Below are 20953 nucleotides of genomic sequence, written 5' to 3'. Positions count from 1 at the left end.
CAGGCTTGCATCTGCCCGGCACCCTCAGTACAAAACGCCCTGAGCCGGACGGCAGCACAACCACCATCGACCGTCCGCGCCGACCAAAGCCTGAAACCCTGAGGAAGTACCTGAATGAAAAAGTGGCAATGTGTGGTCTGCGGCCTGATCTACAACGAAGCCGAGGGCTGGCCGGATGACGGCATTGCGCCGGGCACGCTGTGGCAGGACGTGCCGGAAGACTGGCTGTGCCCGGACTGTGGCGTCGGCAAACTCGACTTCGAAATGATCGAAATCAACTAAGCACCAACAAGGAGTAAGGCATGAGCGCACCTGTCGTCATCATCGGCACCGGCCTGGCGGGCTACAACCTGGCCCGGGAGTTTCGCAAGCTCGACAGCGAAACCCCGCTGCTGCTGATTACTGCAGATGATGGCCGCTCATACTCCAAACCGATGCTCTCCACCGGTTTCGGCAAGAACAAGGACGCCGATGGCCTGAGCATGGCCGAACCCGGCGCGATGGCCGAGCAATTGAAGGCCGAAGTGCGCACCCACACGCGCATCAGCGGCATCGACGCCGGCCACAAGCGCCTGTGGATCGGCGAAGAAGCGGTGTACTACCGCGACCTGATCCTCGCCTGGGGCGCGGAAACCGTGCGGGTGCCGATCGAAGGCGATGGCGCCGAACTGGTATTCCCGATCAACGATCTCGAAGACTACGCACGCTTTCGTGCCGCCGCTGCTGGCAAGCGCCGCGTATTGCTGCTGGGAGCGGGCCTGATCGGCTGCGAATTCGCCAACGACCTGATCCTCGGCGGCTACGAGGTGCAACTGGTGGCGCCGTGCGAGCAAGTGATGCCGATGCTGCTGCACCCGGCCGCTGCGGCCGCCGTGCAGGCCGGGCTGGAAAGCCTGGGCGCGCGTTTTCACCTTGGCCCGGTGCTGACCCGCCTGCAAAAAGTCGCGGACGGGCTGGAAGCGCATCTGTCCGACGGTCAGGTGATTGCCTGCGATGTGGTGGTGTCGGCCATCGGCCTGCGTCCGCGCATTGATCTGGCCGCAGCGGCCGGGGTGCAGGTCAATCGCGGCGTTGTTGTCGACCGGTATCTGAAAACGTCCCACGCCAATATCTACGCCCTGGGCGACTGCGCCGAGGTCGATGGGCTGAATCTGTTGTACGTGATGCCCCTCATGAGCTGCGCACGTGCGCTGGCACAAACCCTGGCGGGTAATCCGACGGCGGTGAGCTACGGCGCGATGCCGATCACGGTGAAAACCCCGGTGTGCCCGTTGGTCGTGTCGCCACCGCCACGGGGCAGCGAAGGCGTCTGGACCGTCGAAGGGCAGGGCGCCGACATCAAGGCCCTGTGCCACAGCGCCGAGGGTCAGTTGCTCGGCTACGCGCTGACCGGCGCGGCAGTGATGGAAAAACTCGCCCTGAACAAACAGCTTCCGCCCCTGCTGGCGTAAATACCGGTCGTTCTGTCGGAATCACCCCGCTTTTGCCCCTACAAAGGTCGCGGGGAGACTGGCGCCGCCGGTATCCGCGTGCCATTCTCACTCCCGTCTGCCGCAGAGTAGAGCCTGCGGCGCCTTGGGCGCTGTTCCAACGAGAACAGCACGGACATAACAACAAAAAACCGTCAAAGGGGCTTCACTAATGCGTAAACCAGAACTCGCCGCTGCAATCGCTGAAAAAGCGGATCTGACCAAAGAACAGGCCAACCGCGTTCTCAACGCCGTCCTCGAAGAAATCACCGGCGCTCTGCACCGCAAGGACAGCGTCACGCTGGTGGGCTTCGGCACCTTCCTGCAACGCCACCGCGGCGCCCGCACCGGCAAGAACCCGCAAACCGGTGAGCCGGTGAAGATCAAAGCCAGCAACACCGTGGCATTCAAGCCAGGCAAGTCGCTTAAAGACAGCGTCAATCCTTAAATTGCGGCGAACTCCCTGACAAGCAGGGAGAACTGCAATAAAAATGGGCACACCGATTGCGGTCGGGTGCCCATTTTTTGTGGCTGCCCATCGGCTTACTGACGTCGGAAACAGGCCTTGCCGTTGCCGAAATCCACGGCCAGACAGTTCGGTTCGATGGCCAGTTGCAGATCCTGAAACAGGCCAGACAAATCGCTGTTCGACGCCGCTTTGGTCTCGCTCTTCAGCGTCACGGTGTTGTTCTCCACCCGCCAGGTGCCCTTGGCAAAGCCGTCTGCGCTGCCATACGCCACGCCGGCGTCAAACGTGCCGTCCTTGCGCAACAGCAATTCAGCGCCCATTTCCATTGCGCCGGTCAGATAGTAATGACCATCCAGTGGCGGTGTCTCTGCAGAGGCTTGAGTGACGGGTAGCGACATCAGTGCTGCGAACAACAGGGGTTTCAATTCCATGAGGTAAAGCTCCTTGGCGGCTCCGGGCTCGGGAGCCGAATGAGATGCAGGCTTCGGACCGTGGCTCAACAGTCAGCCGGTCTGGTTGACATTGCCGGTCGAAAAGAATTTACCAAGGCAAGCTGGCAACGTGGGAAATAAAACGATGTAAGAATTATCCCTGACATTTATCAGAGTATTTTCGGCGTGGAAGTGTTGCTTAAGGGGTGGAAATGACTGTTGGATCGCACTTCGATAATTATTGAGTTGGCACTGAAGTGCAGCATTCACGAGATGAATAAAGTTTCAGAAAAATGAATTGCCATCAATTTGATGGCACTTTTGTTGTTGCGCGTTGTCGCCAGTGAATTGTTTGTAAAATCCGGCGGGTTTTCGGAAGAATCCTACTTCTATTTTTTTCGAGAGTTGTCATGCTGGCCGCCGTGTAATGGGCCGGATGTTCGATGCGATTTGTGCAAGCTGGATCGGGCCGCTCTGGATCAAGGGTTTTGAGGGCGCAGGGCGAATGTTCACAATATAATTCGCCATCAGGGATTCCCCTGCCATATATAGGGTGATCTCTTACACAGCCCAATGAACACTTCGTCTTGTTGTTTAATCAGATGCTTGCTAGTGGCCATCATAGTGATTACGATGCGCCCACTTGAAAGAGCACATCTCAATTGGATGAGTCGCTTCACCGCTCTTCGATACTGTCCCGCGCCGCGGTAACTCCAACAGGCGCCTGACTGTAATCCTGAATAAAGGCCATGGATGTCCTACTCAAGCAAACTTTCCGCCCATTACCTCGAACTCGCAAAAGTCTCTGTTTCCAAAGAGAATTTCGCGGGCGAAGACGTTCGTTTTTCGAGCGAATTCGAGGCGCTGGAAAGCGAGCTGGCCAAAGCCTCGTCGATGCACGAAAGCGGACAGATCGACTGGCTGAAAATCCGTGAAAACAGCGAAAACCTGCTGCGTACCCAATCCAAGGATTTGCGTGTCGGCGCCTGGCTGACCTGGTCGCTGTACCAGCGAGAATCCTTCCCCGGGCTGCTGGCCGGCCTCGGTCTGCTGCACCATCTGTCGGAAAACCACTGGGCCGACGTTCATCCGCTCAAACCGCGCACCCGTGCCGCCGCCATCGGCTGGCTGGTGCCGCGCCTGGAGCAGGTACTCACCGAAAACATCGCGATCAAGGAGCAACTGCCGATGTTCCGGCAGTTGTCCGAGCACCTGGCCGGTCTCGATGCCGCGTGCACCGAACATTTGGGCGACGATGCGCCGCTGCTGTTGCCGCTCTCGCGTCGCCTGAAAACCATGATCCAGCGTGCCGCCGACAATCAGCCGGCCCCTGGTGTGGTGGGTGCGGCGGTGGCGCAGGTCAAGCAGGCCGCGAGCCAGCTGCTGACCCCCGGCGCACCGATCGACAACGAAAAAGACGCTTACAAGGCACTGCGCGCCCAGCAGGAAAGCGCGCGTCCGTTGTGTGCCTGGTGGCTCAAGCAGAAGGCCACCGACCTGCGCGCCCTGCGTCTGAACCGTACCTTGCTGTGGCTGCCGATCGACGCGGTGCCCGAGCGCAACGCCGAGCAGATCACCGTGTTGCGCGGTCTGCCGGTGGACAAGCTCAAGCAGTACCAGGATCGTTTCGATCAAGGCAAATACGCCGACCTGCTGGTGGAACTGGAGGCGAGCCTGGCGAAGGCGCCGTTCTGGTTCGACGGCCAGAGGATGGTCTGGGAGTGTCTCCAGAACCTCAACGCCGAGATGGCAATGCGCGAAGTGGAAATCCACTTCGCGCTTTTGGTTCAGCGCCTGCCCGGCATTATCGAATGTCGCTTTCATGACGGTGCGCCGTTTGCCGATCCGTCCACCCGGGCGTGGATCGCCGGCAATGTCATGCCGCACCTGCAAAGCGCCAGCGCGCCGCGCAAGGTCGAAACCGACGACGTCGAGACCCAGCCCGCCTGGGAAAAAGCCCTGCAGGACGTGCTGCCGCTGCTGCGCAAGGAAGGCCTCAAGCCTGCCGTGCAGATTCTCAAGCAAGGCCTGCAAACGGCCCACGGCGGACGCGAGCGGTTCTTCTGGCAGTTCGCCCTCGCGCGGCTGTGCTTCATGGCCAAGAAATACGAACTGGCCAAAAACCAGCTCGAAACCCTCGATCAGACATTACAGGACTCAGGCCTGCACGCCTGGGAGCCCGATCTTGCATTGGAAGTGCTGCACCTGCTGCACAGTTGCTGCGAGCTGTTGCCGCAGAACCATGCAGTGCGTGAACGCAAGGAAGAGATTTATCGCAGGCTGTGCCACCTCGATCTCGAAGTGGTACTCGAATAGGCCCCAGGGCCACAACCGCAAGGAGAAAAGCCATGGCCAAAGAAGGCTCGGTAGCCCCCAAGGAACGCATCAACGTCACCTTCAAACCCGCCACCGGCGGTGCTCAGGAAGAGATTGAACTGCCGCTGAAGCTGCTGGCAATCGGTGACTACACCCACCGCAAGGACGATCGCAAAATCGAAGATCGCAAGCCGATCAGCATCGACAAGATGACCTTCGACGAAGTGTTGGCCAAGCAAGAACTGGGTCTGACGCTGAGCGTGCCGAACCGTCTGCAGGAAGATGGCGAGGCCGACGAGCTGGCTGTGCAATTGCGCGTCAATTCGATGAAGGACTTCAACCCGGCCAGCCTGGTCGAGCAAGTGCCTGAGCTGAAAAAACTGATGGAACTGCGCGATGCGCTGGTGGCCCTCAAAGGCCCGCTGGGTAACGCACCTGCGTTCCGTAAAGCGATCGAAGGCGTGCTCGCCGACGACGAATCCCGCGGTCGCGTACTCGGTGAGCTGGGCCTGAACGCCGCAGCCCCGGACGCCTGAGACTCCAGCCAAGGAAGCCAACACAATGAGCACTAGCGCAGCACAAGAGAAGAGCGCCGAAAGCGGCGAGTACAGCATTCTCGACAGCATCATCGCCGAAACCCGTCTGACCCCGGACGACGAAGCCTACGACATCGCCAAGCGTGGCGTGTCGGCGTTCATCGAAGAACTGCTCAAGCCGCAGAACAACGGTGAGCCGGTCAAGAAAGCCATGGTTGACCGCATGATCGCCGAGATCGATGCCAAGCTCAGCCGTCAGATGGACGAAATCCTGCACCACCCGGATTTCCAGGCGCTGGAATCGTCGTGGCGTGGCCTGCAGTTGCTGGTCGACCGCACCAACTTCCGCGAAAACATCAAGATCGAAATCCTCAACGTCTCCAAAGAAGACCTGCTGGACGATTTCGAAGACTCGCCGGAAGTCATGCAGTCGGGCCTGTACAAGCACATTTACACCGCTGAATACGGCCAGTTCGGTGGTCAGCCGGTGGGCGCGATCATCGCCAACTACTTCATGTCCCCAAGCTCGCCGGACGTGAAACTGATGCAATACGTGGCCAGCGTTTCCTGCATGTCCCACGCGCCGTTCATCGCCGCGGCCGGCCCGAAATTCTTCGGTCTCGAAAGCTTCACCGGCCTGCCGGATCTGAAAGATCTGAAAGACCACTTCGAAGGCCCGCAATTCGCCAAATGGCAGAGCTTCCGTACTTCCGAAGACTCCCGTTACGTCGGCCTGACCGTGCCGCGTTTCCTGCTGCGTAACCCGTACGATCCGGAAGAAAACCCGGTCAAATCGTTCGTGTACAAGGAAACCGTTGCCAACAGCCACGAGCACTACCTGTGGGGCAACACCGCGTTCGCGTTCGGCACCAAGCTGACCGACAGCTTCGCCAAATTCCGCTGGTGCCCGAACATCATCGGCCCACAGAGCGGTGGCGCGGTTGAAGACCTGCCGCTGCACCATTTCGAAAGCATGGGCGAAATCGAAACCAAGATCCCGACCGAGGTTCTGGTCTCCGACCGTCGTGAATACGAACTGGCCGAGGAAGGCTTTATCTCCCTGACCATGCGCAAAGGTTCCGACAACGCGGCGTTCTTCTCCGCCAGCTCGGTGCAGAAGCCGAAGTTCTTCGGCATCAGCGCAGAAGGCAAGGCGGCAGAGCTGAACTACAAGCTCGGCACCCAACTGCCGTACATGATGATCGTCAACCGCCTGGCTCACTACTTGAAAGTGCTGCAGCGCGAGCAACTCGGTTCGTGGAAAGAGCGTACCGACCTCGAGCTGGAACTGAACAAGTGGATCCGCCAGTACGTGGCCGACCAGGAAAACCCGAGCGCCGAAGTGCGTGGCCGTCGTCCGCTGCGCGCTGCGCAAGTGATCGTCAGCGACGTTGAAGGCGAGCCGGGCTGGTACCGCGTGAGCTTGAACGTGCGTCCGCACTTCAAGTACATGGGTGCCGATTTCACCCTGTCGCTGGTTGGCAAGCTGGACAAAGAGTAAGAGCGACTCATGGACGGATACGGCAGCCTCTTCGAACGCCTCAACGGCGACGCGGAACTACGCAAGGGCAACAGCCTTGAGGCTTGTGCCATGGCGTCAGTGGCTGCCCATCTGGCCAAAATGCTCAGCACCCGGGCCGGCAGCGTGCAAACGCTGGCCGACTACGGGTTGCCCGATCTCAATGACATGCGTCTGAGCCTGCACGACTCCCTGAGTCAGGCCCGTCTGGCCATCGAAAACTTCATCGAAGCCTACGAGCCGCGCCTGAGCAACGTGCGTGTCATTTCCCTGCCGCGTGACCACGACCAGCTACGGCTGGCCTTCAGCATCGAAGGCCTGCTGGAAGTCGAGGGTTTCAAGCGTCAGGTCAGTTTTTCCGCGCGCCTGGATGGCAGCGGTCAAGTGAAGGTCACCTAAGGAGATTCCCGATGTCTGGCAAACCCGCAGCACGCGTATCCGACCCCACCGCTTGCCCACTTCCTGGCCACGGTACCAACCCGATCGCCGCCGGTTCCGGCGACGTGTTCTTCGACGGCCTCGCGGCCGCCCGCCAAGGCGATGCCTCGGCGTGTGGTGGTGCGTTGGTCGGCGATCTGGCGACCACGGTTTTGATCAATGGCAAACCGGCGGCCACGGTAGGTTCGGTTGGTTCTCATGGCAACAAGGTCACGGCAGGTTCCGGGACGGTGATTATCGGTAATTCGCACTCGCCGGCGCCGTTTGTGCCGCCTTTGCCGGTGGAGATCAAGTGGCCGTTTAACGAGCACTACGTCATCAATTGTCAGGACTCCGGGAAGCCATTGGCGGGAGTGGCATACAGTTTCAAAACAGCCTCGGGGAAAGTTATCAGTGGCGTCACGGGAGCCGACGGGAAGACGCAAAAAATCTCGTCCTCTGTAGCGGAGTCCTATGAGTTGATTATTGAACAGCAATCTGAAGTCGTAATTGGATAAAAGGATTTTGTTATGGCGGATACGAAAATAGCATCAAGTCTGACGCCGGCCAGTAACCAAACTGGTAAGTCTGCAGCTGTCCGTCAATTCAAAATCACAGATATACCTGATGCAATGGATAAGATGAAGTGGCCAGTTGCTGCGAAGCTGATGCGCCATTGGTTTGATGGCAAACCATGGCCAACTGCCGATGGTGCCATGAGTAAAGAGGTTAAAGACCATATTGCTCTTGCTGACATCGCCTACGTAAATGACACCATCGTAAAAATGGCTTGGTTGGAAAAATTTGAGCCTGCGAAAACTGTCATTGAAAAGCTTAAATCTGCTTGGGATAATCCTGCAGGCCGCAATAATATAAGCAAGAAAATTAAAGATAAGTATCTTGGCTCGGCGCCGGGTGTCTATCCTTTTAATTTTGCTAGCGCCAGGAAGGTTGAAGAGTTTGGATACAGTAATAATCGAGCAGTTAAATTCGGTTTAATAGAGAAGACTGATGAATTGCGAGCTGCGCTGGCAAACTTTAACGTCCGCGTATTTCCAGAGGGAAAGTTGGTTGTTTCCGTAGACAGCATTCAACTGTTTGTGGAGCGAATCGGTTTTTACGCTGAGGACGCCTATGACTTCAATGACGCACCGGATGACAATTTCAGTCAGCCATTGGGGTTCTGGAACTTCGATGGTATAGCCAACCCGGCTTATGCGGCCACTGCAAATGCCGGTGCGGCGCAGATGAAGTCAGACATCGCTTCAAACCCCTATATCAGTGCAGAAGACTCTCAGGCGATGTTTCGGGAAATAGAAAGCTCGCGTTATTTCTATATTACGAATTCTCATTTTGTAAAATATCGAACGGAATTTAAAAAAGGCGGTGATTTCCAGGTTTTGTCTGATATCAAATATCAGAATGTTCCCGTGACAGTTATTAATGTTTGGAATAAATGATGCGCATTTTTTGCTCATGTACAATCGCTGTCGAAGTGGGTGTGGCGAAAAAATGACTACGCTTAAAAAGAAATGGCTAGTGCCTGTCAGTTTGCTCTTGGTGTTGATTGCATTGCTCGTTTATTGCGTAAATTCAATGCTAGGGTATCCCGCAAGTACAACTACAGCTAGCCCCTCGGGCCGCTACACAATTGAGAATGTGCGTGTCGGCAGGATCTTTATGCTTGGCGGTATGGCGTATCTAAGAGTTATCGACTCGAAAGAGCCAGGGAAGGTATATCGAACCCCGTTGTATGATACGCAGTCGTTGGATATGCGCACATTCGAAGATGATGCTGAGGTTGGAATTACTTGGATCACCTTCGAAAAGAAAGATAAGGCTTTTATAATTTCCATGCCGCAATGGGAAGAAAACTGGCTGAATATTTTCATCAGTAATACACCCTACGAGATTCTGGAAAATTGATAGCAGTATGAACAGCTACGTTCGTCTCGCCCTATGCCTGTTAATCCACGCTCTCGGATGCGTGGCGTATGCATTTTTGAATGACGCGGTTGTGCATGCTTACAGGCTTTTTAACGGCGGGTTTACCTCCCATGGTGTCGCCATCGGCATTGCGACTTACGCACTGTTTTACATTTTTCTGGGCGTCAACCTGATCGTTGCGCTGATTCCAGGTCTGGTCGCCAAGCTGGCCATCCTTTTTCTGATGGTGGGCTTCATCCTGCTCTGGATGCTACCCGACAACCCGTTAAGAGCGCTGTTTTACGGCGTAGCTCAAGGCTGCGTCACGTTGCTGGCGATCCTCACCACTCAAGTCATCGAGTTGCGTTGGACTTTGCGAAACATCGCAGGTCGCATTCAGCCAAGTCAGCCTGCAGGTGTAATCCAATGACCAGGTCGGACATCGAGCGTAATCCGCAGGACAGTTATTCCATGAGTTCCACTACCAGGCAGGTAACCCGTGTCCTTTAACCACTACTACCAAAGCGAACTCACCGCACTGCGCCAACTCGGTCGCCGTTTCGCCGAGCGTAGTCCGGCGTTGGCGCCGTTCCTGGGCCAGGCCGGGCGGGATCCGGATGTGGAGCGGTTGCTGGAAGGTTTTGCGTTCTTAACCGGGCGTCTGCGGCAGAAGCTCGATGACGAGCTGCCAGAGCTCAGCCATTCGCTGATGCAACTGCTGTGGCCGAACTACATGCGCCCGCTGCCGGCGTTCAGCATTTTGCAGTTCGATCCGCTCAAGCGTTCTGGCCCGGCGCTGGTGGTCGAGCGCGATACGCCGATTGAGAGCAAACCGATCGAAGACGTGCGTTGCCGCTTCCGCACCTGCTACCCGACCGAAGTCCTGCCGCTGGATCTGGCCGCGCTGAACTACTCGGTGAAGGGCGACGGTTCGCTGCTCAGCCTGCGTCTGGAAATGAGCGCTGACGGTCACCTCGGTGAGCTGGAGCTGAGCAAACTGCGCCTGCACTTTGCCGGCGAACGCTACATCAGCCAGATGCTCTACCTGAGCCTGCTGCGCAACCTGGAAGGCATCGAACTGATCCCGCTCGACGGTGCCGGCAAGCCAATCGATGGCGTGGCGGGCAAGCCGATGGCGTTCAAGATTCCCGGAGACCGGGTCAAGCCGGTGGGCTTTGCCGAAGAAGAAGCGTTGATCCCGTATCCGCTGAACACTTTCCGTGGCTATCGCTACCTGCAGGAATACTTCGCCTTCCAGGACAAGTTCCTGTTCGTCGACGTCAACGGTCTGGACATCCTCAAGGCGCTGCCGGAAGACACGCTCAAGCAGATGCGCGGCCTGGAATTGCGTTTCGATATCCGCAAGAGCGGGATCATGCGCATGCGGCCGACCCTGGATAACGTGAAGCTGTTCTGCACGCCGATTGCCAACCTGTTCGCCCACGATGCGCTGCCGATCCGCCTCGACGGCAAGCAGGATGAATACCTGCTGCTGCCGGCGGAATACGATCTGGAAAACTGCGGCGTGTTCTCGGTGGAAACAGTCACCGGCTGGAAGCCCGGCGGCCTCGGTTATCAGGAGTACGTGCCGTTCGAGTCGTTCGAGCACGACCCGAGTTTCGACGTGCCCAACAGCCGTCCGCATTACAGCATCCGCCAGCGTTCATCCTTGCTGCATGACGGCCTCGACACCTACCTGAGCTTCGGCATACGCCACACCGAAGCCCACGAAACCCTGTCGATCGAGCTGATCTGCACCAACCAGAACCTGCCGCGCAAGCTCAAGCTTGGCGACATCTGCATGGCTTGCGAAGAGACCCCGGAGTTCCTCAGTTTCCGCAACATCACCCCGGCCACGTCGAGCTTTGCGCCGCCGCTGAACCGTGACTTCCTGTGGAAGCTGATCAGCAACATGTCGCTCAACTATCTGTCGCTGGCCGACGTCAACGCGTTGAAGGTGATTCTCGAAACCTACGACCTGCCGCGCTACTACGACCAGCACGCGGAGAAGGTCAGCAAACGCCTGCTCGGCGGCCTCAAGCACATCAAGCACCACCACGTCGACCGGCTGCACCGTGGCTTGCCGGTGCGCGGTTTGCGCACCGAACTGACCATCGACCCGGAAGGGTATATCGGCGAAGGCGACCTGTTCGTTTTCGCCTCGGTTCTTAACGAGTTTTTCGCGCTTTACGCCAGTCTCAATTCGTACCACGAGCTGCGGGTAAAAAGCACACAGGGAGAGGTGTACCAATGGACACCACGTATGGGCCTGCAGCCCCTGCTTTAAGCGGGCTGACCAAGGTAATACGCGAGTACTCGCTGTTTCAGGCCGTGCTGCTGGTGATCGACCGGCTGCGCGAAGCACACCCGTACCTGAGCGAAGACGATCTGTACGACCAGGTGGAGTTTCAGGCCAACCCGAGCCTGGGCTTTCCGCGCAGCGACGTCGATCGCGTGGAGTTTTTCGAAGAGCACGGGCAGATGCGCGCGCGCATGCGTTTCAATCTGATCGGGCTGGTCGGCTCCGGTTCGCCGCTGCCGGCGTTCTACGGCGAACAAGCGCTGGGCGACAGCGAGGACGGCAACCCGACGCGCAATTTCCTCGACCTGTTCCACCATCGCCTGCAACGGCTGATGCTGCCGATCTGGCGCAAGTACCGCTATCGCGCCAGCTTCCAGAGCGGTGCGATCGACCCGTTCTCGTCGCAGCTGTTTGCGCTGATCGGTCTGGGTGGCGACGAGATCCGCAAGGCCAAGGAACTGAACTGGAAGCGCCTGTTGCCGTACCTCGGCTTGCTCAGCTTGCGCGCGCACTCCGCGGCGCTGATCGAAGCGGTGTTGCGTTACTACTTCAAGCACGAAGACCTGGTCATCGAGCAGTGCATCGAGCGCCGCGTGGAAATTCTCGACGAGCAGCGCAACCGCCTCGGCCGCGCCAACAGCCTGCTCGGTGAAGACCTGGTGCTGGGCGAGCGGGTGCGCGACCGCAGCGGCAAATTCCGCATTCACATCACCGAACTCGACTGGGAGCGATTCCACGAATTCCTGCCGATCGGTTTCGGTTACCAGCCGCTGTGCGCGCTGGTGCGGTTCACCCTGCGTGACCCGCTCGATTACGACATTCGCCTGGTGCTGCGCCCGGAAGAAATCCGCGAACTGCGCATTGGTGAGAAGAACGACTGTCGCCTGGGTTGGACCAGTTGGCTGGGCTGCGAGAAAGCAGACGGCGTGGTCACCCTGGGCAGCAAAATTCATTAAGGACGTGAGCCATGATCAACGTAGACCTGCAACAACTCATCCAGGCGCTGGACGCCGAAACCCGTCGTGATCTGGAGCGTTCGGCCGAACGTTGCGTGGCCCGTGGCGGCAGCAAGATCCTCGTCGAAGACCTGCTGCTGGGTTTGCTGGAACGTCCGAACGGCTTGCTGTCGCGCGCCTTGCAGGATGCCGATGTCGATGCCGGTGAACTGAGCGCTGCGCTGCAATCTCGCGTTGAACACAGCGCCTCGCGCAACCCGGTGTTCGCCCCGGAACTGGTGCAGTGGCTGCAAGACGCGCTGCTGGTGGCCAACCTCGAACTGGGCCAGACCTCGGTGGAAGACGCCGCGCTGATCCTCGCGCTGCTGCGCAACCCGATGCGCTACGCCGGCAGCCGTTACCAGCCGTTGCTCGCCAAACTGAACATCGATCGCCTGAAGGAATTTGCCCTGTCGCAACAGGAGCAACCGGCCGCCAGCGGCAAGCCGGCGGCGCAGGGCGAATCGCTGCTGCAGCGCTTCACCCACAACCTGACCCAACAGGCCCGCGACGGCAAACTCGACCCGGTGCTGTGCCGCGATGGCGCGATCCGCCAGATGGTCGACATCCTTGCCCGTCGCCGCAAGAACAACCCGATCGTGGTCGGTGAGGCCGGGGTCGGTAAAACCGCCATCGTCGAAGGCCTGGCCTCGCGCATCGCGGCCGGTGAAGTGCCGCAGGTGCTCAAGGGCGTCGAGCTGCTGTCGCTGGACATGGGCTTGCTGCAGGCCGGCGCCAGCGTCAAAGGTGAATTCGAGCGGCGTCTCAAAGGCGTGATCGACGAAGTCAAAGCCTCGCCGAAACCGATCATCCTGTTCATCGACGAAGCCCACACCCTGATCGGCGCGGGCGGTAATGCCGGCGGATCCGACGCGGCCAACCTGCTGAAACCGGCGCTGGCCCGTGGCGAACTGCGCACCATCGCCGCCACCACCTGGGCCGAGTACAAGAAATACTTCGAGAAGGACCCGGCGCTGGCCCGGCGTTTCCAGCCGGTGCAGTTGCACGAACCGACCGTCAGCGAAGCGGTGACCATCCTCCGTGGTCTGGCGCAGGTCTACGAGAAGAGCCACGGCATCTACCTGCGCGATGACGCGGTGGTCTCGGCGGCGGAATTGTCGGCGCGTTATCTGGCCGGTCGCCAGCTGCCGGACAAAGCGGTCGACGTGCTCGATACCGCCTGTGCTCGCGTGCGCATCAGCCTTGCCGCTGCCCCGGAAAGCCTCGAACGCCTGCGTGGCGAACTGGCTGAAGGTGGTCGCCAGCGTCAGGCCCTGCGTCGCGATGCCGAGGCCGGTCTGCTGATCGACCACGAAGCGCTGGATGCACTGGAAGCGCGACTGGACGAAGCCGAAAGCGAAAAGGTGGCGCTGGAAACGCTGTGGATTGAACAGAAACAATTGGCCGAGCGCCTGTTGGAACTGCGCCAGCAACTGGCCAAGGCCCGCGAAGCTGCCGCCGTCGAGCCGACTGTCAGCGTTGAAGAAGACGCCGAAGGCACGGTGATCGAAACCATCGCCGCCGAGGTCGAGGAAGGCCAGAGCGTTGAAGCGCTGGAAGCCGAACTGCACCAGACCCACAGCGCCCTGACCGCGGCTCAAGTCAAAGAGCGTCTGGTCAGCTTCGAAGTCTGCCCGCGTCTGGTGGCCGAAGTGATCAGTGCCTGGACCGGCGTGCCGCTGGCGCAACTGGCCCGCGAACACAACGCCAAGGTCGCCAGCTTCGCTACCGATCTGCGCACGCGCATCCGGGGTCAGGAACAAGCCGTGCACGCGCTGGATCGCTCGATGCGCGCCACTGCCGCCGGTCTGAACAAACCGGATGCGCCGGTCGGCGTGTTCCTGCTGGTCGGCCCGAGCGGCGTCGGCAAGACCGAAACCGCGCTAGCCCTGGCTGACCTGCTGTACGGCGGCGACCGTTTCATCACCACCATCAACATGTCCGAATTCCAGGAGAAGCACACCGTCTCGCGTCTGATCGGTGCGCCACCGGGCTACGTCGGTTACGGCGAGGGCGGCATGCTCACCGAGGCGGTGCGTCAGAAGCCGTACTCGGTGGTGCTGCTCGATGAAGTCGAAAAGGCCGATCCTGACGTGCTCAACCTGTTCTACCAAATCTTCGACAAGGGCGTGGCCAATGACGGCGAAGGTCGCGAGATCGACTTCCGCAACACCCTGATCCTGATGACCTCGAACCTTGGTAGCGACAAGATCAGCGACCTCTGCGAAGACGGCGCCCGCCCGACCGCCGAGCTGCTGGAAGAAACCATCCGTCCGGTGCTGAGCAAACACTTCAAACCGGCCTTGCTGGCGCGGATGAAAGTGGTGCCGTACTACCCGGTCGGCGGCCCGGTGCTGCGCGAGCTGATCGAGATCAAACTCGGTCGTCTGGGCGAGCGCCTCAATCGCCGTCAGCTGGATTTCAGCTGGTGTCAGAACCTCGTCGATCACCTGTCCGAGCGCTGCACGCAAAGCGAAAGCGGCGCGCGCCTGATCGACCACTTGCTCGATCAGCATGTGCTGCCGTTGGTGGCCGACCGCTTGCTCGATGCGATGGCCACCGGTGAAAGCCTCAAGCGTGTGCATGCCACGCTCGATGGCAACGCCAGCGTGACGTGCGAGTTCGCCTGAGGTGGGTGTGATGTTCACTCAAGTGCCGCAGCCACTGGTCTACGCCGAAGCGTTGCTGGCGCAGTTCGCCAGCCTGTCGCGCGCGGCGGACGGTGCTGCGCTGCTGAGTGACTTCGTGCGTGGCCTGGCCGAGCTGAGCGGTTGCGAATTGACCCAGCTGTACCTGCTCGACGCCACCCACACCTGCCTGGGGATGAACGCCGAGTGCCTCGACGGCGCGCTGCAACCGCGCGCCGCCACCAGCCTGCCGGCGGACTACAACGGTGAGCAGCTGCTGCAGTTTGCCCTGTGTCAGAACCGCGTGGTCTGCCTCGACGACCTGAGCGGCAGCCTGCACGAGACCAGTTTTCTGCCGGCTGCGGCGACACCGTGGCAATCGCTGCTGTGCGTGCCGCTGGTCAATCAGCACAAAGCGGTCGAAGGCTTGCTGCTGTGCGCCAGCCGTCGCCGTGTGGACCTGCAAGGCTTTGCCGATTCGCTCGGTCAGCTCGGCTCGTTCGTGCTCGGACAATTGCACTTGCTGCAGCGTCTGCGCCAGCCGCTGGCCGAGTCGGCCACGGTGGCGCGCAGTGTGCCGAGCATCAGTGGTTACGGCTTGATCGGCAAAAGCGCCGCCATGCGCCAGACCCATTCGCTGATCAGCAAAGTCCTGCACAGCCCGTACACGGTGCTGTTGCGCGGCGAAACCGGGACCGGCAAGGAAGTCGTGGCCCGGGCGATTCACGATTGCGGACCGCGTCGCTCTCAGGCGTTCATCGTGCAGAACTGCGCGGCCGTCCCGGAAAACCTGCTGGAAAGCGAGCTGTTCGGCTATCGCAAAGGCGCCTTCACCGGCGCTGATCGTGACCGCGCGGGGCTGTTCGATGCGGCCAACGGCGGCACGCTGTTGCTCGACGAGATCGGTGACATGCCGCTGTCGCTGCAAGCGAAGATTCTGCGGGTGTTGCAGGAGGGCGAGATCCGCCCGTTGGGTTCCAACGACACGCACAAGATCGACGTGCGCATCATCGCCGCGACGCACCGCGATCTGTCGACACTGGTCAGCGAAGGCAAATTCCGCGAGGACTTGTATTACCGTCTCGCGCAGTTCCCGATCGAGCTGCCGGCCTTGCGTCAGCGCGAAGGCGACATCCTCGAACTGGCTCAGCATTTCGCCGAGAAGACCTGCGCGTATTTGCAGCGCGACCCGGTGCGCTGGTCGAGCGCGGCGCTGGAACACCTGTCCGGTTACACCTTCCCCGGCAACGTGCGCGAACTCAAGGCACTGGTCGAACGCGCGGTGCTGTTGTGCGAGGGCGGCGAGTTGCTGGCCGAGCATTTCTCACTGCGCATGGAGCCGATGCCCGAAGACCACAGCGGCCTGAACCTGCGCGAACGCCTGGAAAAAGTCGAACGCACGTTGTTGCTCGACTGCCTGCGCAAAAACGACGGCAACCAGACCCTCGCCGCCCGCGAGCTGGGCCTGCCACGCCGCACCCTGCTGTACCGCCTCGGGCGGTTGAATATCAACCTGGGTGATTTCGATGGTTGACCTGAACCTGTCTCTTGCAGTGTGCACAACTCCTGTCTTGAACGGCTTATCTGTGGCGAGGGGATTCATCCCCGATCGGCTGCGCAGCAGTCGTAATCGAGCAAGCGCGGCTCTCCTGCAAGAATCGGTGATCAGGTCTTGGGGCTGCTTCGCAGCCCATCGGGGACAAGTCCCCTCGCCACAGGTTGCTCACTCGCCACAGGAGGTGCGTACGCCTCGCTGGTCTGGCTCAAGGCCCCGATGCAGAGCCTTCGAGACCACTCAAAGAATTAATTTCAGCGCCGCCCGCAAGGGTCGGCGCTTTGTGCTTTGTCTACCCCTGGAGACCCTCTGATGTCTGTTCGTCACTGGCACGCTGTCCTGCTGACCCTCGTCGTTCTATGCGGCCTTGGCGGCTGCAGCGGCAATTACAAATTCAACGACAACGACTATCGCCCGTTGGGTGATCCGCAAGCGGTCAATCGCGGCAAGTGACCGCAAGGAGCATCAAACATGGAATTGGTTTTCGAAATGCTGAACACCAAGCAGTTCGTGCCCACCGAGTTGTGCCAGAAGACCTTCAAACAGGCCGGCGGCGTGATCGGGCGGGGCGAGGACTGCGACTGGATCATTCCTGACCGCAAGCGTCATCTGTCCAATCACCACGCGATTGTCAGCTACCGCGAAGGCACGTTTTTCCTCACCGACACCAGCAGCAACGGGGTTCAGGACGGCGGCAGCGGCGCTCGCCTGCACAAGGGCGAACCGGTGCGCATCGAGCACGGCAGCACCTACGTGCTCGGCGACTTCGAGATTCGTGCACGGCTGGTGCGTGACCCGGCGACCTTCGACGGTGAAGTCGGCCGTCCGCGTGCCGCCGGCAGCATCATTCCGGACGACGCCTTCCTCGACCTTGATCCGCTGAACGCGATCGAACAGCAAGAGCGCGTCTATTCGGAAATCGACGAACTGTTGGCGCCGACCGCCAAGCCCGAGGACTCCCGTCAGCGTGCCGACTATGCACGCATCGACATGGAAAGCCTGATGGTGCCCGAGCTGGTCGCCCCGGTTGAACCCGAGCCTGCTCCGGCCCCGAAAGCCGTCGAGCGTCAGAGCGAGGGTTTCTGGGAGCATTTCGGCGCGGCGCTGGGCGTGGATCTCAAAGGCCTTGATCACGACGCCCGCGAAGCTCTGGCGCTGAACGCCGCGCGGCTGCTGCGTCAGAGCATCGGCGGACTGCAGCAGAGCCTGCGCACCCGTTCGGAGCTGAAAAACGAACTGCGTCTGGCCCAGACCACCGTGCAAGGCACCAACAAGAACCCGCTGAAGTTCGCCGTCGATCCGAGCGAAGCGCTGGAGATTCTGTTGCAGCCGCACAAGCCCGGGCACCTGCCGGCCGAGCAGGCGATTTCCCGCGCGTTCCGCGATCTGCAGGCGCATCAGGTGGCCTTGCTCACCGCCAGCCGCGCCGCCGTACGCGGCACCCTCGAGCACTTCTCGCCAGAACAACTGACCCTGCGTTTCGAACGCGACAACAAGCCGTTGATCGCCACCTCCGGCGGACGCTGGAGAGCGTTCGGCCGTTACCACCAGGCCCTGCGTCAGGACGATGACTGGAGCGAGCGTCTGCTGGCCCGCGACTTCGCCCAGGCCTACGAAGAACAGATCCGCCTGATTTCTACCCTACACACCGACCACCAAGGATGATGCGCATGTCTCGCCGCTCGACCGCTTTTTTCAAGACGCTGACTGCGCTCACCGTGCTGGTGCTGCTCGCCGGTTGCTCGTCGCTGTCGCCGTACTCGAAAGTGACCAAGATCAACCTGAAGCTGACCGGCAGCGATCAGCTCAACCCGGACCTCAATGGCCGTCCTTCGCCGATCGTTGTGCGCCTGTTCGAACTCAAGCACCCGGTGACCTTCGAGAACGCTGATTTCTTCAGCCTCTACGAGCGCGCCAAGGAATCCCTCAACCCGGATCTGGTGGCCAGCGAAGAACTCGAACTGCGCCCGGGTGAAACCGTGGAAATGAAGCTCAGCGTGGAGGAGGGCAGCCGCTACGTCGGCGTTCTCGCCGCGTACCGTGATCTGCCGGAAACCAAGTGGCGCTACACCGTGCAGGTCACCCCGCTGGAATTGACCGAGGCCGATCTGACCCTCGATCAGGCCGGGATCCGCAACACCCATGAAGCGCTCGCCAAGGCGGATGACTGAAGATGAATACCCATAAAGTCATTTGGCAGGAAGGCATGCTGCTGCGGCCGCAGCACTTCCAGCACAACGATCGCTATTACGATCACCAGATGAAAACCCGCACCCAGTTGCTGGGTGGCTACACCTGGGGTTTCCTCAATCTGGAGATCGACTTGCAGTTCCTCAACATGGGCAAACTGGTGATCAGTGCCGCCTCGGGGATTCTGCCGGACGGCAGCCTGTTCGAACTCGGCGGCAACACTGAGCCGCTGGCACTGGATGTGCCGCCGAACACCGGCAACACGCCGATTTACCTGGCGCTGCCGCTGGTCACCGGTAACCACATCGAAGCGCGCCGCCCGGAGCAGTCCGACGTGCTCGCACGTTACACCGCGTACGACGCCGAAGTGGCCGACTCCAACGCCGGCGACGATTCCGCCAGCCAGGTCAGCTGTGGTCGCCCGGACTTCAAACTGTTGCTCGGCGAGCAGCAGAGCGATCAGGCCTACGTGAAGCTGAAGATCTGCGACGTGCTCGACACCACGCCCGACGGCGTGATCAGCCTCGACCCGGATTTCGTGCCGACCTACATCCAGGCTCACGCGTCCAGTTATCTGCTGTCGTGCCTCAAAGAAGTCATCAGCATGCTCAACCACCGGGGCGACACGATTGCCGAGCGGATCCGCTCCAACGGCAAGGTCGGCGGTGCGGAAGTCGGCGACTTCATGATGCTGCAATTGATCAACCGCACCGAACTGCTGCTGCGCCATTACCTCGGTCTGGAGCAGGTGCATCCGGAAGAGTTGTATCGCACGCTGCTGACCATGCTCGGCGATCTGGCGACCTTCTCCAGCGACAGCAAACGCCCGCGACTGGACAGCCGCTATTCCCACGCCGATCAGGGTGCAAGCTTCCGCAAACTGATGGAAGCGATTCGTCAGGTGCTGTCGATGGTGCTCGAACAGCACGCCATCGAACTGATCCTGCAGGCGCGTCAGTACGGGATCATCGTGTCGCCGTTGCACGACCACAAACTGCTCGGCTCGGCGTCGTTCGTGCTGGCGGCGAGTGCCAACTGCGACTCCGAAGAACTGCGCCACCGCTTGCCGGCGCACCTCAAGGTCGGCCCGGTGGAGCGCATCCGCCAACTGGTCAACCTGCACCTGCCGGGGATCAAGGTCAAACCGTTGCCGGTGGCCCCGCGGCAGATCGCGTTCCACTCGAACAAAACCTACTTCATCCTCGAACTCAGTTCCGAAGACCTGGCGCAACTCGAGCGCTCCGGCGGCTTCGCGTTCCACGTGTCCGGCGAATTCGCCGAGCTTGAACTGAAATTCTGGGCCATCAGGAACTGACCGACATGATCAAGGAAACGGATTACAACCAGGACGACAAAACCGTCCTGCTCGATCGTCAGGGCCACGGACCGGCAGCCAGTCCGCTGACCGACTTCGCCGCGCCGCCGCGCTTCGAGCAACTGGAAGAACGGATGATCTACGCCGCGCGCCTGCGCCCGGCGGAAGCGTTCAACATCAGCCTCAATTCGCTGGTGGCGGCGTCGTCCGAACTGCTCTCGGAAGTGGTGCGCCTCAAGCACAGCGAAACCCGCGAAGACCTCTACGCGCTCAACGAGCGCCTGACCGCCGGGCTCAAGCTGTTTGAAGTGCGCGCGTTGCATAACGGCGCCGAAAGCAGCCAGGTGATGGCCGCGCGTTACGTGCTCTGCACGGTGGTCGACGAAGCTGTGGTGACCACGCCGTGGGGCAACGAAAGCGAGTGGTCACAGATGAGCCTGCTCAGCAGCTTCCACAACGAGACCTTCGGTGGCGAGAAGTTCTTCCAGCTGCTCGACCGGCTGTCGAAGAACCCGGTCAAACACCTGCCGATGCTTGAGCTGATGTACCTGTGCCTGTCCCTCGGTTTCGAGGGCAAGTACCGCGTACAGGCCCGTGGCATGCTCGAACTCGAAGGCATCCGCGACGCCCTGTACCGGCAGATCCGTCAGTTGCGTGGCGACGTGCCGCGCGAGTTGTCGCCGCACTGGGAAGGCCTCAACGATCAGCGCCGCAACCTGGTGCGCATCGTGCCGGCGTGGATGGTGGTGCTGTTCACGCTGGTCTGCCTGGTGGTGATGTATTCGGGCTTCGCCTGGGTCCTGGGCGAGCAGCGCGACACCGTTCTGCAACCTTATCAGCCGCTTGATCCGGCCGCGGTGCAACCGCAGTCGCAGCCGTAAACAGG

At 60.2% G+C, this 20953-nt stretch carries 21 protein-coding genes; 20 read left to right on the top strand and 1 reads right to left on the bottom strand.

Annotated features, from left to right (window positions below):
* Positions 1-114: 114 nt before the first annotated feature.
* The 3 genes from HXW87_RS03150 (at position 115) to HXW87_RS03140 (ending at position 1917) form a co-directional block, all read left to right on the top strand.
* On the top strand, positions 115-282 hold the full coding sequence (locus HXW87_RS03150) for a rubredoxin (RefSeq protein ID WP_007920267.1): 168 nt from the start codon (positions 115-117) through the stop codon (positions 280-282).
* A gap of 20 nt (positions 283-302) precedes the next feature.
* Positions 303-1451 (top strand): FAD-dependent oxidoreductase, encoded by a 1149-nt coding sequence (locus HXW87_RS03145; RefSeq protein ID WP_239778419.1) that lies wholly within the window; start codon positions 303-305, stop codon positions 1449-1451.
* 190 nt (positions 1452-1641) lie between these two features.
* On the top strand, positions 1642-1917 hold the full coding sequence (locus HXW87_RS03140; protein ID WP_003213368.1) for an HU family DNA-binding protein: 276 nt from the start codon (positions 1642-1644) through the stop codon (positions 1915-1917).
* Positions 1918-2012: 95 nt separating this feature from the next.
* On the opposite strand, the gene HXW87_RS03135 is transcribed toward HXW87_RS03140, so the two are convergent.
* On the bottom strand, positions 2013-2369 hold the full coding sequence (locus HXW87_RS03135) for a hypothetical protein (protein ID WP_047297309.1): 357 nt from the start codon (positions 2367-2369) through the stop codon (positions 2013-2015).
* A gap of 753 nt (positions 2370-3122) precedes the next feature.
* On the opposite strand from HXW87_RS03135, the gene tssA reads away from it, so the two are divergent.
* The 17 genes from tssA (at position 3123) to icmH (ending at position 20948) form a co-directional block, all read left to right on the top strand.
* A complete protein-coding gene (gene tssA / locus HXW87_RS03130; RefSeq protein ID WP_047297308.1) occupies positions 3123-4685 on the top strand; it encodes a type VI secretion system protein TssA in 1563 nt (520 codons plus the stop codon).
* Between the two features lie 32 nt (positions 4686-4717).
* Entirely contained in the window at positions 4718-5221 is a 504-nt protein-coding gene (gene tssB / locus HXW87_RS03125; RefSeq protein WP_003229587.1) for a type VI secretion system contractile sheath small subunit, read from the top strand.
* Positions 5222-5246: 25 nt separating this feature from the next.
* Positions 5247-6722 carry a type VI secretion system contractile sheath large subunit gene (tssC, locus tag HXW87_RS03120; protein WP_003229584.1) on the top strand — a complete coding sequence of 492 codons (1476 nt, stop codon included), beginning with the start codon at positions 5247-5249 and terminating at the stop codon, positions 6720-6722.
* 9 nt (positions 6723-6731) lie between these two features.
* Entirely contained in the window at positions 6732-7139 is a 408-nt protein-coding gene (gene tssE / locus HXW87_RS03115) for a type VI secretion system baseplate subunit TssE (RefSeq protein WP_041071603.1), read from the top strand.
* Between the two features lie 11 nt (positions 7140-7150).
* On the top strand, positions 7151-7675 hold the full coding sequence (locus tag HXW87_RS03110) for a PAAR domain-containing protein (RefSeq protein ID WP_223007035.1): 525 nt from the start codon (positions 7151-7153) through the stop codon (positions 7673-7675).
* Positions 7676-7687: 12 nt separating this feature from the next.
* Positions 7688-8617, top strand: coding sequence for a DUF6402 family protein (locus HXW87_RS03105; protein ID WP_182404625.1), 930 nt, complete (start codon positions 7688-7690; stop codon positions 8615-8617).
* A gap of 52 nt (positions 8618-8669) precedes the next feature.
* Positions 8670-9083, top strand: coding sequence for a hypothetical protein (locus HXW87_RS03100; RefSeq protein ID WP_182403050.1), 414 nt, complete (start codon positions 8670-8672; stop codon positions 9081-9083).
* A gap of 7 nt (positions 9084-9090) precedes the next feature.
* Positions 9091-9513, top strand: a complete 423-nt coding sequence (locus tag HXW87_RS03095) for a hypothetical protein (RefSeq protein ID WP_239778418.1) — start codon at positions 9091-9093, stop codon at positions 9511-9513.
* 69 nt (positions 9514-9582) lie between these two features.
* Positions 9583-11370, top strand: a complete 1788-nt coding sequence (gene tssF, locus HXW87_RS03090) for a type VI secretion system baseplate subunit TssF (RefSeq protein WP_007962320.1) — start codon at positions 9583-9585, stop codon at positions 11368-11370.
* Entirely contained in the window at positions 11334-12341 is a 1008-nt protein-coding gene (gene tssG / locus HXW87_RS03085; protein WP_041071592.1) for a type VI secretion system baseplate subunit TssG, read from the top strand. Before tssF ends, tssG begins: the two co-directional genes overlap by 37 nt.
* Before the next feature lie 11 nt (positions 12342-12352).
* Complete coding sequence (gene tssH / locus HXW87_RS03080) at positions 12353-15010, top strand: type VI secretion system ATPase TssH (RefSeq protein ID WP_121182768.1); 2658 nt, start codon at positions 12353-12355, stop codon at positions 15008-15010.
* 10 nt (positions 15011-15020) lie between these two features.
* Positions 15021-16541, top strand: a complete 1521-nt coding sequence (locus HXW87_RS03075; protein ID WP_239778417.1) for a sigma 54-interacting transcriptional regulator — start codon at positions 15021-15023, stop codon at positions 16539-16541.
* A gap of 333 nt (positions 16542-16874) precedes the next feature.
* Positions 16875-17015: a hypothetical protein gene (locus tag HXW87_RS03070; RefSeq protein ID WP_003229566.1), complete on the top strand. Its 141-nt coding sequence runs from the start codon at positions 16875-16877 to the stop codon at positions 17013-17015.
* An 18-nt stretch (positions 17016-17033) separates the two neighbouring features.
* On the top strand, positions 17034-18227 hold the full coding sequence (gene tagH, locus HXW87_RS03065; RefSeq protein WP_047297299.1) for a type VI secretion system-associated FHA domain protein TagH: 1194 nt from the start codon (positions 17034-17036) through the stop codon (positions 18225-18227).
* A 5-nt stretch (positions 18228-18232) separates the two neighbouring features.
* Positions 18233-18733 carry a type VI secretion system lipoprotein TssJ gene (gene tssJ / locus HXW87_RS03060; protein ID WP_007962325.1) on the top strand — a complete coding sequence of 167 codons (501 nt, stop codon included), beginning with the start codon at positions 18233-18235 and terminating at the stop codon, positions 18731-18733.
* A gap of 2 nt (positions 18734-18735) precedes the next feature.
* Positions 18736-20067: a type VI secretion system baseplate subunit TssK gene (gene tssK, locus HXW87_RS03055; protein ID WP_007962327.1), complete on the top strand. Its 1332-nt coding sequence runs from the start codon at positions 18736-18738 to the stop codon at positions 20065-20067.
* 5 nt (positions 20068-20072) lie between these two features.
* Entirely contained in the window at positions 20073-20948 is an 876-nt protein-coding gene (icmH, locus tag HXW87_RS03050; protein WP_003229559.1) for a type IVB secretion system protein IcmH/DotU, read from the top strand.
* Positions 20949-20953: the final 5 nt, after the last annotated feature.

Source organism: Pseudomonas sp. Y5-11 (assembly GCF_022368695.1).
Lineage (GTDB): Bacteria > Pseudomonadota > Gammaproteobacteria > Pseudomonadales > Pseudomonadaceae > Aquipseudomonas > Aquipseudomonas parakoreensis.
This window is presented reverse-complemented; position numbering and strand designations above follow the sequence as displayed.